This is a genomic window from Bradyrhizobium sp. CB82, assembly GCF_029714405.1.
Taxonomy (GTDB): domain Bacteria; phylum Pseudomonadota; class Alphaproteobacteria; order Rhizobiales; family Xanthobacteraceae; genus Bradyrhizobium.
In genome coordinates this window covers 9178394-9193667 of record NZ_CP121650.1, presented here as the reverse complement: position 1 = coordinate 9193667, position 15274 = coordinate 9178394, and the positions used below count along the sequence as shown (strand labels likewise).

Here is a 15274-nt window from a genome sequence, read left to right as displayed (position 1 = left end):
AGGAGATAGATCGAATCCGCGAAAGAACTACCTTGGCGCGCGCTTGGCCAGAATGCGCTGCAAGGTGCGGCGGTGCATGTTGAGGCGGCGCGCGGTTTCCGAGACGTTGCGGTTGCACATCTCGTAGATGCGCTGGATATGCTCCCAGCGCACGCGGTCGGCCGACATCGGGTTCGCCGGCAGCTCGGACTTTTCAGTGCCGGTCGAAAGCAGGGCAGCGACGACGTCGTCGGCGTCGGCCGGTTTCGAGAGATAGTCGATCGCGCCCATCTTCACCGCGGTCACGGCGGTAGCGATGTTGCCATAGCCGGTGAGCACGATGGCGCGCGCGTCGGGGCGCTTCTTCTTCAGCGCCGAGACCACGTCGAGGCCGTTGCCGTCGCCGAGCCGCAAGTCGACCACCGCGAAAGCGGGCGCGGCCTTGCCGATCTCTGCCAATCCATCCGAGACGGTATCGCAGGAGGTCACCGTGAAGCCGCGCGTCTCCATGGCGCGCGACAGCCGCTCCAGAAACGGCTTGTCGTCCTCGACGATCAAAAGCGAGCGGTCGGCCTGGTCATTCAGTTCGGCGATGGCGTTCAAGGTCCTGTCCTCTCTCCAACGCCGGAACATATGGCGTTGCAATCGGGCGCTGCCAAGGTCGCCGAAAGTCGATCGGCTATGCAGTGCGACGCAACGTCGCGGCCTATCCTATTGTTTCTTCAGCCGTTTCGGCAGCCTCGAAACGCTCGCGCGGCCATGCGATCTGCACCACGGCGCCATGCTCGGGGAACGTCCGATTGGTAAACGAGACCTTCGCACCCGTGCGTTCCAGCAGCGTGCGCGCGATGAATACGCCGAGCCCGAGGCCACGACGCTCACCTCCGCTGTCGTCCTGCGCGCGCCGCCGCGACAGATAGGGTTCACCGATCCGGTTCAACAGATCGGGCGGAATGCCGGGGCCGTCGTCGGAGATCACGATCTCGATGGTATCCTTATTCCACCAGGCGTTCACCTCGACGGTGCTGTGGGCGAAATCGACGGCATTTTCGACGATATTGCCGACACCATACAGGATCGCGGGATTGCGTGAGCCGACCGGTTCCACGGTCGCCGCCACCGCGATCCGCACCTTGATGGCGACACCGAAATCGCGGTGCGGCGCCACCACCTCCTCGATCAGCTCCGACAGCTTCATGCGGTCGAACGGCGCGCCGGTGGAGGAGAGCTGGGTGATCTTGCTCAGGATGTCGCGGCAACGCTGCGTCTGCTCGCGCAGCGTTTTCAGGTCGGCGGCGAAGCTGGCGTCCTTCACCGTCTTCTCCAGTTCGCGCGAGATCAGGAAGATGGTCGCCAGCGGCGTGCCGAGCTCATGCGCGGCCGCGGCCGCCAGGCCATCGAGCTGGGTCAGATGCTGCTCGCGCGCCAGCACCAGCTCGGTCGCGGCGAGCGCGTCGGCGAGCTTGCCCGCCTCTTCCGTCACCTGGAAGGAGTAGAGGCTGGTGACGCCGATCGCGAGCACGATCGAAAGCCAGACGCCGACCAGATAGATCGGCGGCAGCACCAGGGGATCGTCGGTGTCCCAGGGCAGCGGCAGATGAAAGAAGACCAGGATCGAGGCGCAGGCGACCGCCAGCAGGCCGAGGCCGAAAGTGAGCCGGGCCGGCAGCGCGGTCGCGGAGATCAGGACCGGAGCCAGGAACAGGAATGAGAACGGGTTCTGCAATCCGCCGGTGAAGAACAGAAGACCAGCCAGTTCCACGATGTTCAGCGCCAGCAGCGCGGCCGCGTGGATCGGCTCCAGCCGCTGCATCGGGTTGACCGCCGTTTGCAGGGCAAGGTTGAGCGCCGCCGACAGCGCGATGATGCTGATGCAGGGGATGATCGGAACGTTGAATTCCAGTCCCTGCGCGACGATGAAGATGGCGGCGAGCTGGCCGAGCACCGCAAGCCAGCGCAGCCGCAGGATGGTGTCCAGGCGGATATGTCGCCGCGAATGGCGAAACTCGGAAGCGGCAATTTCGGTCATATCGGCCAATTGGGCATTGCCTTCTCAGGTCACAAACACGCTGGCTCACACAATCCGCCTGGTTACAAGTCTTGCGCTTGCCCCCGCAATAGCAGAAGAACGCCCAGCATGACCGAGAATGACAAGGCTTCAAGCCGGCCGACTGTCGCGGACCGCGCCCCGTCCGCGGCGATCGAGGTCGATCATCTCGTCAAGGTCTACAAGCAGACCCGCGCAGTCGATGGCATTTCCTTTTCGATCACGCGCGGCAGCATCACGGGCCTGCTCGGCGGCAACGGTGCCGGCAAGACCACCACGATCGCGATGATCATGGGCCTCGTGCTGCCGACCTCGGGCCGTGCGCGGGTGCTTGGGCACCCGATGCCCGAGGAAAGCGCCGATGTGCTCGGGCGGATGAATTTCGAGAGCCCCTATGTCGACATGCCGATGCGGCTCACGGTGCGGCAGAATCTGACGATTTTCGGCAAACTCTATGCGGTGAAGGATCTCGCCGGTCGCATCGCGCAGCTTGCCGAGGATCTCGATCTCAGCGAATTCCTCGACCGGGCCAACGGCAAGCTCTCGGCCGGGCAGAAGACCCGCGTTGCGCTTGCGAAGGCGCTGATCAACCAGCCCGAGCTGCTGCTGCTGGACGAGCCGACGGCCTCGCTCGACCCTGACACGGCCGACTGGGTGCGGGCGCATCTCGAGGCTTACCGGAAAGCGCACAATGCCACCATCCTGCTCGCCTCGCACAACATGCTCGAGGTCGAGCGGCTCTGCGACCGCGTCATCATCATGAAGCGCGGCCGCATCGAGGACGACGACACGCCCGACGCCATCATGGCCCGCTACAACCGCGCCACGCTGGAAGAGGTCTTCCTGGACGTCGCGCGCGGCCGGGTGAACGGCGTCAGAGAGGAGGCGGCGCGATGAGCGAGCTCGCCCTCCATCGCGGCATCTCGATGCATCGCATCAACGCGATGATCCTGCGCTACTGGTATCTGTTGATGTCGTCCTGGCCGCGACTTCTGGAGCTCTTGTACTGGCCGGCGCTCCAGGTCATCACCTGGGGCTTCATCCAGTATTATGTCGCGCAAAATGCCAGTTTCTTCGCGCGGGCCGGCGGCACGCTGATCGGCGCCGTCATCCTCTGGGACATCCTGTTCCGCGGCCAGCTCGGCTTCTCCATCTCGTTCCTGGAGGAGATGTGGGCGCGCAACATCGGCAACCTCATGATGAGCCCGCTCAAGCCGATCGAGTTCCTGCTCGCGCTCATGATCATGAGCCTCATCCGGCTCGCGATCGGCGTCCTCCCGATGACGCTGCTTGCGCTGTTTCTGTTTCACTTCAACGTCTACAGCCTCGGCCTGCCGCTGATCGCCTTCTTCTGCAATCTGATCTTCACGAGCTGGTCGGTCGGCATCTTCGTCTCGGGCCTTGTGTTGCGGAACGGGCTCGGGGCCGAAAGCATCGTCTGGACCCTGATGTTCGCGATCATGCCGCTCGCCTGCATCTACTATCCCGTGGACGTGTTGCCGGGCTGGCTGCAAGTTGCGGCCTGGACGCTGCCGCCGACCTACGTGTTCGAGGGGATGCGGGCGCTGCTGATCGACCACACCTTCCGGGCCGACCTGATGCTCGATGCGCTCGGCATCAACGCTTGCCTTCTGGTTGCATCTTTCGGGGCATTTCTTGCCTTTTTGCGCAGCGCCAAGAAGAACGGCTCGCTCCTGTCGAGCGGCGAATAGCTTCACTTTCCAGTGGATTTAGGCTCATTTTTGTGTGTGAAGCCCGTACATGTACGGAACTGGTGCATTGACGCAATATTACGCATTCGGCAGTATGCTGCGATGCGAGAGGATGTACGATAATGCCCATTGGTGAGTTTGGCGGCGCACCGCCCCTGGTGGCCGAAGGCAGTCCGGTCTTAACGACGCCGATGTACTGGATGTACGAGATGGCGCACGCCTCTCTCAATCCGGCGCGCGCGGTCACGGACGCCACCAAGATCCTGTTTCAAAATCCCCTGAATCCGTGGTCGCACACCGATATGGGCAAGTCGCTGGCCGCGGCCTGCGAATTGTTCGAGCGCACGACGCGCCGCTACGGCAAGCCGGAATGGGGCCTCGACGATACCGAGGTCAACGGCATCCGCGTCCCCGTCGAGGTCCGCCCGGTCTGGGAAAAGCCGTTTTGCCGGCTGCTCTATTTCGATCGCAAGTTTACCCGTCCGCTGCGCAGCCCGCAGCCGCGCGTGCTGATCGTGGCGCCGATGTCCGGCCACTACGCGACGCTGCTTCGCGGCACGGTCGAGGCCCTGCTGCCCGCGCACGAGGTCTACATCACCGATTGGGCCGATGCTCGCATGGTCCCCTTGAGCGAAGGCCGCTTCGATCTCGACGACTACATCGACTACGTCATCGAGATGCTGCATGTGCTCGGCGGCAACACCCATGTGATGGCGGTGTGCCAGCCTTCCGTGCCCGTCGTCGCGGCCGTCTCGATCATGGAAGCGCGGCGCGACCCGTTCGTGCCGACCTCGATGACGCTGATGGGCGGCCCGATCGACACCCGTCGCAATCCGACCGCGGTGAACAAGGTCGCTGAACAGCGCGGCATCGACTGGTTCCGCAACCACGTCATCACCAAGGTGCCGTTCCCGCATCCCGGCATGATGCGCGACGTCTATCCGGGCTTTTTGCAGCTCAATGGCTTCATCAGCATGAATTTCGACCGGCACATGGATGCGCACAAGCAGCTGTTTGCCAATCTGGTGAAGGGCGACGGCGATCTCGTCGACAAGCACCGTGACTTCTACGACGAATATCTCGCGGTGATGGACCTGACCGCGGAGTATTACCTGCAAACGGTCGACACCGTGTTCGTCAAGCACGCGCTGCCGAAGGGCGAGATGACCCATCGCGGCACATTGGTTGATCCCTCCAAGATCACGCGCGTCGCGCTGATGACAGTGGAAGGCGAGAAAGACGACATCTCGGGTCTCGGTCAGACCGAAGCGACGCATGGTTTGTGCAGTTCGATCCCCGAGCATCGTCGCGTGCATTACGTGCAGAGGGGCGTCGGACATTACGGCGTGTTCAACGGCTCGCGCTTCAAGTCGGAAATCGTTCCGCGCATTCATGATTTCATGATTTCGGCGGCGAATCCGAAGGCTTCACTGGCGCTCGCGGCCGAATAGGCCGCTTTTTCGGGTTTCCCGTGTCCCGCCGCAGCCTCCGGGCGGGCCGGGTTCCCGCCAGATTCGCGGTAATTAGGTAGCTTTCTAGGAGTGAGCGAGGCCTCAGATTTTGGGGCCCCAGCATGCGTCCGGCGGGGGCGAAAAATTGCGGTTCCAACCCCAGTCTGTAGGGGCTCCCGGGCTGCCAACCCCTGTATATTGGGCAAATGATTTGTTTTTGCGCCGAGCGCTTTCCCTGGCGGCGGTTATGGCAGAATCCGGGCGAACTCCTGCTCCCCGGACTGACAGACATGGCCACTCGCGCGCTCCTTTATCGGCGGCCTCACGAACCCAAGACCTTTGTGATCCACCACGGATCACAATTCTTCGCGATCCGGCTGCGCCGGCACCGTCGCGCGCGGCGTTATACGCTGCGAATACATCCGAGCGATCGCGAAGCGATCCTCACCATGCCGCCGCGCGGCACGCTCGCGGAGGCAAAAGACTTCGCGCAGCGTCACGGCGCATGGATTGCCGCACGCCTTGGCCGCTTGCCGAAGGCCGCGCCGTTCCAGGCGGGCACCGTGATACCGCTTCGTGGCGTGCCGCACCGGATCGTGCATCGCGCCGGCGTGCGCGGCACGGTGTGGACCGAGACGCGCGATAGCGGCGAGCGCATCGTCTGCGTTGCCGGCGGCGTCGATCATGTCGATCGCCGTGTCCACGACTTCCTGAAGCGCGAGGCGCGCCACGATTTGCAGCGGTCGGCGGAAGCCTATGCCGCCGAGCTCGGCGTTCGCGTCAGGCGGCTCTCGATCCGCGACCAGTCGAGCCGTTGGGGTTCCTGCACGTCGGCCGGTTCGCTGTCGTTCTCCTGGCGCCTGATCCTCGCGCCGCCCTACGTGCTGGACTATCTCGCGGCTCACGAAGTCGCCCATCTTGTCGAGATGAACCACTCGCCCCGTTTCTGGCGCGTGTGCGCGAAGATCTGCCCCTCCGTCGAGCGTGCCAAGAAGTGGCTCGACACGCACGGCAACGATCTGCATCGGTTTGGGGTCGAGGACTAGTCGCCTCTGCCGATCACACTTGACGCCGTCATCGCCCGCCTTGTGCGCAATTGCGCATCGGAGCGGGCGATCCAGTATTCCAGAGGCCGTTACGTAACACGGAGAAGCCGCGGCGTATTGGATTCCCCGCTTTCGCGGGGAATGGCAGTTGAGAATGAGGTGAGGCCTGCGCGCCTGGCTCGACTTATCCCGCACGCTGCAATGATTGCGCCGTGCCCCCGATTTGCGCCGAGGTATCAATGGTTTCGTACAATCCGCCTCGCATCACGCCGGCGCTCGCCGACTCCTTTGCATGGGGTTGTTTTCGAGATTTGAGTTGGACGGTCGGGGCGAGGCCACTTTAATCGCTACCTGTTCCCGCCGAACAACCGGTCCATCAGCCAGCCGTCGAGCCCCGCGGCCGGCTCTGGTCGGACATTGGCGCGCGTCGGGGGCGGGCGCGTGCCGCCGTTGCTGACGGGAGCGGGCGGCGTCGGTGCGGAGACTTGCGAGGCCGCCTGCGCGAGGTTGGACAGGCCCCAGCCGACTTGCGAATTCGGCAGGCTTGCCACCGGCACGCCTTCGTGCGCGGTGCGCATGAAGCGCGACCAGACTTCCACCGGCAGGCCGCCGCCAGTGGCTTTCTTCGTCGGCGAGTTGTCGTCATTGCCGAGCCAGACGCCGGTGACGAGGTTGGCGGTATAGCCGATGAACCAGGCGTCGCGGTAATCCTGGCTGGTGCCGGTCTTGCCGGCCGCCATCCAGCCGGGGATCTCCGCCTTCTTGGCGGTGCCGGAGATCAGCGTCTCCCGCATCATCGTGTTCATCATCGCGACATAGCGCGGCTCGATCACCTGGTTGCGCTCGTCGGGCTGGCGCATGTAGAGCAGCTTGCCCTCGAGCGTCTTGATCCGCGTCACCACATGCGGCGACATCGCGAAGCCGCCATTGGCGAACGGTGCATAGGCGCCGACCAGCTCGACGACCGAGACTTCGGAGGTGCCGAGCGCGATCGAGGCGTTGGGCTCGAGCTTCGAGGAGATGCCGAGGCGGTGCGCGGTGCGCACCACGTTCTTCGGTCCGACTTCGAGGCCGAGGCGAATTGCGACCGTGTTGAGCGACATCGCGAGCGCCTGCGTCAGCGTCACCGCCCCGAAATACTCATGGGTGTAGTTCTCGGGCTTCCAGCCCTTGACCTCGATCGGCGCGTCCTGGCGGATGGTGTCGGGCGTCAGCCCCTGTTCGAGCGCGGTCAGATAGACGAACGGCTTGAACGAGGAGCCCGGCTGGCGCTTGGCGGTCACCGCGCGGTTGTACTGGCTCTCGGAATAGTTGCGCCCGCCGACCAGGGCCCGCACGGCACCGTCAGGCGTCATGGCGACCAGCGCACCCTGGCTGACGTTGAATTTCACGCTTTTCGCGGCGAGTTCGTCGATGATGGCGGCTTCCGCCACGTTCTGGAGCTTTGGATCGATCGTGGTCTCGACCGTGATGCTCTGGTCGATCTGGCCGACGAGATCGTCCAGGACTTCGCCGATCCAGTCGGCGACGTAGTTCACGGTGCCTGCGCCGGCCGGCTTCACGTTGGTCGCGGGATGGCCGATCGAGGCCTGCGCCTGCGCTTCGGTGATGAATTTGGCGTCCGCCATTGCGGTGAGCACGACCTGCGCGCGCGCTTCCGCGCCTTCGGGATTGCGGTTGGGCGCAAGGCGCGAGGGCGATTTGACGAGGCCCGCGAGCATCGCGGCCTCCGCGATCGTCACGTTCTTCGCCGACTTGCCGAAATATTTCTGGGCCGCGGCCTCGACGCCGTAGGCGCCGGAGCCGAAATAGACGCGGTTGAGGTAGAGCTCCAGAATCTCGTTCTTGGAGTGCTTGCGCTCCAGCCAGATCGCAAGCTCGGCCTCCTGCAGCTTGCGCTGCATGGTGCGCTCCTGCGTCAGGAACAGGTTCTTGGCGAGCTGCTGCGTCAGCGTCGAGCCGCCCTGCGAGACGCCGCGATGCAGAACATTGGTGACGGCGGCGCGCAAGATGCCGACCGGGTCGATGCCGAAATGCGAATAGAAGCGGCGGTCCTCGATGGCGATGAACGCCTTCGGCAAATAGGGCGGCAGATCCTTCAGCGAAACATTGGCGCCGGCCATCTCGCCGCGTTGCGCCAGCACGCTGCCGTCGATGCCGACGATCTGGATCGTCGGCGGGCGCTTGGGAATCTCCAGCGATTGAATGGGGGGCAGATGGGCGCCGACCCAGATCACGACGCCGATCACGGCGATCACGCCCCAGAGGCCGAGCACCGCGCCCCAATAGAACAAGCGGCCGATGCCAAAGCCGATCTTCGACTTCGACCTTCGCTTTGCGCCGCTGCGGCTCACGGGCGCCTTCCTTTCGCGCGGCGGCTCCTCATCGCCATCGTCGCTCTTGCGCTTGGCCTTGGCCTTTTTCGGCTTGTCATCTGCGACATTGGGGATGCGATCTGCAGCCGTCAGGCGCAAATCGGCCAGCGCTGCGGGCAAGCCAAACAGCGGCTCCTTGCGCCCGCCTCTTTTCTTTGCCCACGCCATCTACAAAACGCCCAGTCAGCCCGCCCCGCCGCACGCTAGCTGCGGCTGTTTAAGGCCCGGTTACGCAAAGCTTAACGCGGGATTAGGAGGTGCGGCGGGCGCGTGCCGGTGGTTCCGCGAGCCAAGCGGCAAAGCTAGGATCCAGACATCAACGAAAGGGAATGCCCATGGGCCATATCGATCCGACCAAGGAAGTTTTCGCGCAATTCCGGGAGAACGACCGCCCGGGCCCGATCCACATGCTCAACCTGGTCCGGCTGCGAAAGCAGGCGGCCTATCCGGATGGCCGGAAAGCGACCGGCGCTGAGGCCTATGCTGCTTATGGTCGCGACAGCGGCCCGGTGTTCACGCGCCTCGGCGGCCGCATCGTCTGGCAGGGCAAGTTCGAGATGATGCTGATCGGCCCGCAGGAGGAACGCTGGGACCACTGCTTCATCGCCGAATATCCAAGCGTTGCCGCCTTCGTCGAGATGATCCGCGATCCCGTCTATCGCGAGGCGGTGAAGCACCGCCAGGCGGCCGTCGAAGACTCCCGCCTGATCCGTCACGCGGTGCTGTCGTTGGGAAAGAATTTTGGCGAGATACCGGAATAGGTGAGGGAACCGTTAGCTGATCTGCTCGGCGCAGTCACCGCAACCTCCGCTGCGTTCCCTCCCCGTGCGGGGGAGGGAACAAGAGAGCGAGTGCCTTTGCCTGACGAGACTAACCGGACGGACCCGTGTCTTCCATGATCGGGCCGAACAGCTCCCAGCGTTCGCCGTTGAACTTCATCATCTGCATCTGTTTGTTGACGCGGAAGTCGTTCGGCCCGGTGTTGATCTTGATGCCGGGCAGCGCGAAGCTCGGGGTGAAGTCCTTGATGTTGGCGACCTGCTTCATGACGTTCTCACGCGTCAGGTCGTCGCCGCACTGCTTTAGCACCTGGACCAGGAGCTCGGCCACCGAATAGGCGTAGGTGTTCACCGTGTTGAGCTTGTCGCCATCGGGAAAATACTTGTCCATGAAGGCGAAATAGGCTTTCACGCCCGGATCGTCCTTCCACTGCGGGTCGCCCGGCTCCTTGCCGTATTGGGTCGAGATGATGCCCTTGGAGATGTCGAGACCGGCAGGCTTCAGCGTCGCTGAGATCGGGCTCGCATTGATGTCGACGATGTGGACCGGCGTCCAGCCGAGGTCGGCCAGCTTCTTGATCGCCTGGGCCGCGAACTTCGGCGTCGAGGCGTCAAAGAACACGTCGGCGCCCATCGACTTCAGCTTGACCACCTGCGAGTCGACGGTCGGATCGGTGACCTCGTATGACACCTCGCCGACGATCATGCCGGCGGCCTTGTCGCCGAGGCCACTCTTCAGGCCGGCGAGATAGTCGCGGCCCATGTCGTCATTCTGGTAGAGCACGCCGATCTTGGCGTTGGGGTGATTGTCGAGAATGTATTTTGCGTAGATGCGCCCCTCGGACACGTAGTTGGGGTTATAGGCGATGGTCCAGGGATAGTTCTTCGGATCGTTGAAGCGCGCCGCACCGGTCGAGGCGAGCAGCTGCGGCACCTTCTTGCCGTTGAGATATTTCTGCACGGCGGCATTTGCCGCGGTGCCGATGAGCTGGAACGTGAACAGCACCTCGTCGCCTTCGACGAGTTTGCGCACCTGCTCGACCGTCTTCGGCGGCGAGTAGGCGTCGTCATACTGGATCAGGTTGATCTTGCGGCCGTTGATGCCGCCCTGATCGTTGATCATCTTGAAATAGGCGGCCTGCGTCTTGCCGATATTGGCATAGACGGAATAGGGGCCCGAGAACGGCACAGTCTGGCCGATCTTGATCTCGGTGTCAGTCGCGCCGGTGTCGTACTTCTTCTGGGCGAGCGCGGGGGACGCCGCGAGCGCAAGGGCAAAGGCCGCGGTGGCGGCCAAACGGGCTGGACGATTGTTCATCTCGGAATCTTCCTCCTGACGGAATTATCTGCCGATGGTCTGTTTCCGCCCGTTTTGAGCGGCCGCCATCGCTGTCGGGAATTGTGGAGGAAGCCCAGCCACGACGCAAGGCGCGTCAGCTTTCGGGTGGCGTTTGCGGGCGTCTCGCGACAATGTGCGCTGGTCCTTTCGAGCAGAGTGATCATGCTGAAGTCGCCACAGAACCCGGAAGCATTTGGCCTTGATCATCTGACGACGCCGATCGGGACCGCCTTGCTCGTCATCGATAACGACGGCATCCTGCGCGCGCTCGATTGGGAGGACTACGAACACCGCATGCGTGAGCTGTTGCGACTGCATTATGGCGCGGTGGATTTGCGCGCGCAGCGCGCGCCGGCCGACATGCGATCGGCGCTATCAGGCTATTTCGAGGGCGATCTCGGCAAGCTCAAGACCATCAAGTGGCGTGTCGCGGGCACGCCGTTCCAGCGCAAGGTCTGGACGGCCCTCGCAACGATTCCCTCAGGAACGACGCTGAGCTACGGCGCATTGGCTGCAAAGCTCGACATGCCCAAGGCAGTGCGCGCCGTCGGTCACGCCAACGGCTCCAATCCGATCAGCGTGGTGCTGCCCTGTCACCGCCTGATCGGCGCCGACGGCTCGCTGGTGAAATACGGCGGCGGCCTCGAGCGCAAACGCTGGCTGCTCAGGCATGAGGGGGTGGAAGTTTAGCGAAGGTCGCGCCGACCTCTCCACTGGTCAGTCCGGGCTCGCGCTGCGCGCGCCCCGGACTGACGAGTGGAGGTATTGCGCGACTCGCCGCCTTACGCCGCCGGCTGAACCGTCTTCTCGCCCGTCATCACATGGGTCAGCGCGCTCTTGATCGCGGCTTGGCGCGTCGGTGCGTTGATCTGGGCGCCGAGGAGGTCGGTGACGTAGAACACGTCGCGCGCGCGCTCGCCGAAGGTCGCGACATGCGCGGACGCGATGTTGAGGTTCAGCTTGGAGATCGCGGTGGTCAACTCGTAGAGCAGGCCGGGACGGTCGAGGCCGGAAACCTCGATCACGGTATAGCGGTCGGACCACTGATTGTTGATGATCACCTCCGGCTCGATCACGAAGGGCCGCGCCTTGCTGCGCACGGTGCGCCGCGCCACCACCTCGGGCAGCCGCAGCTTGCCTTCCAGCACGTCCTCGATCATCTCGCCGATGCGGGTCGCGCGGCGGCCCTCGTCCTCGTCGCGATCGTACTCGCGCGAGATCGAGATGGTATCGAGTGCGCGGCCGTCAGTCGTGGTGTAGATCTGGGCGTCGACGATGTTGGCGCCGGCGGACGCGCAGGCGCCGGCAATGATCGACAGCAGCCAGGGATGGTCGGCAGCGAAGATCGTGAGTTCGGTAACGCCGCGCACCTCGTCGAAGCCGACATTGATCGCGAGCTTGTGGCCGGCTTGTTCGCTCGCGCGCACGAAACGGGCGTGGCGCATCTTGCGCGGCAGCTCGACCTTGAGCCAGTAGGCCGGATAGTGCCGGCCGACATAGGCGTCCAACTCCTCCTTCGGCCATTCGGCGAAGGCGATGCGGAATTCGGCCTGCGCGGCGGCAAGGCGCTTTCCCCGATCGACCTCGGAGAAGCCGCCGGTCAGCACCGGCTCGGTCTCATAGTAGAGCGAGCGCAAAAGCTGCGCCTTCCAGCCGTTCCACACGCCGGGGCCGACGCCGCGGATGTCGGCGGTGGTCAGGATCGTGAGCAGCTTCATCTGCTCGACCGACTGCACCACGGCGGCAAAGTTCTCGATCGTTTTGCGGTCGGACAGATCGCGCGACTGCGCGACCGTCGACATGGTGAGATGTTCTTCGATCAGCCAGGCCACGAGCTCGGTATCGGCCGGGCTGAAGCCGAGCCGCGGACAGAGCCGCCGCGCCACCTTGGCGCCAGCGATCGAGTGATCCTCGGGCCTGCCCTTGGCGATGTCGTGCAACAGCGTCGCGATATAGATCACCGGCCGGTGCTCGGGCCTCGTCTTGCGCATCAGGTCGCTCGCGAGCGTGAATTCCTCGATGCCGCCGCGCTCGATGTCCTGGAGGAATCCGATGCAGCGGATCAAATGCTCGTCGACGGTGTAATGATGATACATGTTGAACTGCATCATCGAAACGATCTTGCCGAAGGCACGGATGAATTGACCGAGTACGCCGGTCTCGTTCATCCGCCGCAGTACAGTCTCGGCATCGTTGGAGGTCAGGATCTCCATGAACAGCCGGTTGGCTTCGGGATTCTCCCGGAGCTGCGCGTTGATCAGATTGAGCGAGCGCGTCACGTTACGCATCGCGTCCGGGTGGAAGGCGAGGTTGTTCTTCTGCGCCAGGCGGAAAATGCGGATCAGATTGACGGGATCGTGCTTGAACACGTCGGGCGCAGCCAGGTTGATGCGGTTGTTGTCGACGATGAAATCGTCGCTCTCGGGCACCCGTCGCTTGACGGTGCTCGGCCGCAAGCGCGCCATCATCCGGCTCAGCACCGGCGCGGGCTTGGCCTGCTGGTCTTCCAGCTTGGCGCACAGGATGGCGGTGAGGTTGCCGACTTCCTTGGCGACCAGGAAGTAGTGCTTCATGAAGCGCTCGACGTCCTGCATGCCAGGATGCGAGGTGTAGCCAAGGCGGACCGCGATCTCGCGCTGGAGATCGAAGGAGAGGCGCTCCTCGGCGCGGCCGCAGTAGAAATGCAGATTGCAGCGTACCGACCAGAGGAAGTCGGCGCAGCGGCGGAAGGTACGGTATTCCTGTGCGTCGAACACGCCGCGCTCGACGAGCTCGTCGGTGTCGCGCACGCGGTAGACGTATTTCGCGATCCAGAACAGCGTATGCAGATCGCGCAGGCCGCCCTTGCCGTCCTTGACGTTGGGCTCGACCAGGTAGCGCGACTGTCCGCCGCGGCGATGCCGCTCCTCGCGCTCGGCGAGCTTTGCGGTGACGAAGTCGGATGCCGTGCCCTGCACGACCTCCTTGTCGAACCGCGCGACCAGCTCGTCATAGAGCGGCTGGTCGCCGGTGAGGAAGCGCGTCTCCAGAATCGCGGTGCGAATGGTCATGTCGCCGCGCGCCTGCCGGATCGATTCATCGACCGAGCGCGTGGCGTGACCGACCTTCAAGCCCATGTCCCAGAGACAATAGAGGATGGCTTCGGCGACCTGCTCGCCCCAGGCGGTCTGCTTGTAGGGCAGGATAAACAAGAGATCGATGTCGGATTCCGGTGCCATCAGGCCGCGGCCGTAACCGCCGGTTGCCACGACGGCCATGCGCTCGGCGCCGGTCGGGATCGGCGAGCGGTACAGATGGCGGGTCGCGGCCCAATAGAGGATGCGGATGATCTCGTCCTGCACGTGGCACAGCCGCTCGGCGCAGCGCCGGCCGTGGCGGTCCTTCAGCAGGATCCTCTGCGCTTCCGCGCGCGCTGCGATCAGCTCGGCCTTGAGCAGTTGCGCCATCGCCGTGCGGAACGCGTCCTCGCGCCCCTCATGCTTTGCGGCAAGCGCATCGACCGCGGCGGTAATCCGCGCGCTGTCGAAGCGATCATCCATCTCCTGCTTGTGCTGGGTCGCGACACTGTCCATGACTTAACCCGATATAAGAGGCGATGAGCGCTGTCACGAGACATTAACAGGGAGACAGAGATACGTTCCGGCCGGCCTCCTCGGAAGCGCGGGCTGCCGGCGCGAGGTGTCTGTGTAACATATTGGATGTAATATACTTTTAAGCGGCCATGGTGCCGCCCATGGCAGCCCATATCAATCATGGGCTGACATCAAACCGGTCGCCCTCTATACCGCCTTGCCGACCGAACCTTTTTTGGGGAGAGAAAACAGAATGGACGCCGCACAGCTCCGCCAGATGCAGGCCCCGATCAAGGAACGCTACAAGACCGATCCGAAAGCCGCGCTGATCACGCTGAAGGCCAAGGGCTCGACCGACGGCGACGGCATCGCGTGCAAGGTTGAGACCGGCCGCGCCCTCGCGGTGGCCGGCCTCCATCCGGCGACCGGCGGCTCCGGACTGGAGCTTTGTTCGGGCGACATGCTGCTCGAGGCGCTCGTTGCCTGCGCCGGCGTCACGCTGAAATCGGTCGCGACCGCGATCGATGTGCCCTTGAAGACTGGTAACGTCTATGCCGAGGGCGACCTCGATTTCCGCGGCACGCTCGGCGTCGACAAGGAGACGCCGGTCGGTTTCGCCGAGATCCGCTTGCGCTTCGAGGTCGACACCGACGCCCCGCAGGACAAGCTCGATCTGCTGCTGAAGCTCACTGAACGCTATTGCGTGGTCTACCAGACCATCAAGAGCGGCCCGAAGGTCTCGGTGTCGATGCAGAGGATGTGAGGGAGCGAAGGTCGTAGTCCGAACATCGGTGTCGTTCCCCGCGTAGGCGCGAACCCATAACCCCAGGCCGTTGTGCCTTCGGACGGTCTTCGCGCCATCGTTGTGAACGACTGCCGTCTGTGGTTATGGATTCCGCGCTCGCGCTTCGCGCGCTCCGGAATGACGGTGAAAGTTGCCGGATCCAGCCTGCTTGTCCGGGAACGACGACGAA

Annotated in this window: 12 protein-coding genes; 7 read left to right on the top strand and 5 right to left on the bottom strand. The window is 63.8% G+C overall.

Features of this window, described 5'->3' with window-relative positions; all coding sequences use genetic code 11:
* Window positions 1–27: 27 nt before the first annotated feature.
* Together QA640_RS43510 and QA640_RS43505 are read right to left on the bottom strand one after the other, a co-directional pair.
* Complete coding sequence (locus QA640_RS43510; protein WP_283038729.1) at window positions 28–582, bottom strand: ActR/PrrA/RegA family redox response regulator transcription factor; 555 nt, start codon at window positions 580–582, stop codon at window positions 28–30.
* Window positions 583–685: 103 nt separating this feature from the next.
* The gene (locus tag QA640_RS43505; protein WP_283043069.1) at window positions 686–2008 is read right to left on the bottom strand and encodes an ActS/PrrB/RegB family redox-sensitive histidine kinase; all 1323 of its coding nucleotides are present in this window, start codon (window positions 2006–2008) and stop codon (window positions 686–688) included.
* 108 nt (window positions 2009–2116) lie between these two features.
* Between QA640_RS43505 and QA640_RS43500 the strand changes: the two genes are divergently transcribed.
* The 4 genes from QA640_RS43500 to QA640_RS43485 all read left to right on the top strand — a co-directional run bounded on the left by QA640_RS43500 (window position 2117) and on the right by QA640_RS43485 (window position 6235).
* Window positions 2117–2923 (top strand): ABC transporter ATP-binding protein, encoded by an 807-nt coding sequence (locus QA640_RS43500; protein WP_283038728.1) that lies wholly within the window; start codon window positions 2117–2119, stop codon window positions 2921–2923.
* Window positions 2920–3738 carry an ABC transporter permease gene (locus QA640_RS43495; RefSeq protein ID WP_283038727.1) on the top strand — a complete coding sequence of 273 codons (819 nt, stop codon included), beginning with the start codon at window positions 2920–2922 and terminating at the stop codon, window positions 3736–3738. Before QA640_RS43500 ends, QA640_RS43495 begins: the two co-directional genes overlap by 4 nt.
* 122 nt (window positions 3739–3860) lie before the next feature.
* Window positions 3861–5189 carry a polyhydroxyalkanoate depolymerase gene (phaZ, locus tag QA640_RS43490; RefSeq protein WP_283038726.1) on the top strand — a complete coding sequence of 443 codons (1329 nt, stop codon included), beginning with the start codon at window positions 3861–3863 and terminating at the stop codon, window positions 5187–5189.
* 206 nt (window positions 5190–5395) lie between these two features.
* On the top strand, window positions 5396–6235 hold the full coding sequence (locus QA640_RS43485) for a SprT family zinc-dependent metalloprotease (protein WP_283038725.1): 840 nt from the start codon (window positions 5396–5398) through the stop codon (window positions 6233–6235).
* 347 nt (window positions 6236–6582) lie between these two features.
* Here the strand turns inward: QA640_RS43485 and QA640_RS43480 are convergent, their stop codons facing one another.
* Window positions 6583–8778, bottom strand: coding sequence for a penicillin-binding protein 1A (locus QA640_RS43480; protein ID WP_283038724.1), 2196 nt, complete (start codon window positions 8776–8778; stop codon window positions 6583–6585).
* Window positions 8779–8945: 167 nt separating this feature from the next.
* On the opposite strand from QA640_RS43480, the gene QA640_RS43475 reads away from it, so the two are divergent.
* Window positions 8946–9371, top strand: a complete 426-nt coding sequence (locus tag QA640_RS43475; RefSeq protein ID WP_283038723.1) for a DUF1330 domain-containing protein — start codon at window positions 8946–8948, stop codon at window positions 9369–9371.
* A 109-nt stretch (window positions 9372–9480) separates the two neighbouring features.
* Here QA640_RS43475 and QA640_RS43470 read toward each other — a convergent pair whose 3' ends face one another.
* Window positions 9481–10707, bottom strand: a complete 1227-nt coding sequence (locus tag QA640_RS43470) for an ABC transporter substrate-binding protein (protein WP_283038722.1) — start codon at window positions 10705–10707, stop codon at window positions 9481–9483.
* A 183-nt stretch (window positions 10708–10890) separates the two neighbouring features.
* Between QA640_RS43470 and QA640_RS43465 the strand changes: the two genes are divergently transcribed.
* Window positions 10891–11418 carry a methylated-DNA--[protein]-cysteine S-methyltransferase gene (locus QA640_RS43465; protein ID WP_283038721.1) on the top strand — a complete coding sequence of 176 codons (528 nt, stop codon included), beginning with the start codon at window positions 10891–10893 and terminating at the stop codon, window positions 11416–11418.
* A gap of 92 nt (window positions 11419–11510) precedes the next feature.
* Here QA640_RS43465 and QA640_RS43460 read toward each other — a convergent pair whose 3' ends face one another.
* The gene (locus QA640_RS43460) at window positions 11511–14300 is read right to left on the bottom strand and encodes a [protein-PII] uridylyltransferase (RefSeq protein WP_283038720.1); all 2790 of its coding nucleotides are present in this window, start codon (window positions 14298–14300) and stop codon (window positions 11511–11513) included.
* 253 nt (window positions 14301–14553) lie between these two features.
* Here QA640_RS43460 and QA640_RS43455 point away from each other — a divergent pair, with 253 nt between their 5' ends.
* A complete protein-coding gene (locus QA640_RS43455) occupies window positions 14554–15063 on the top strand; it encodes an OsmC family protein (RefSeq protein ID WP_283038719.1) in 510 nt (169 codons plus the stop codon).
* Window positions 15064–15274: the final 211 nt, after the last annotated feature.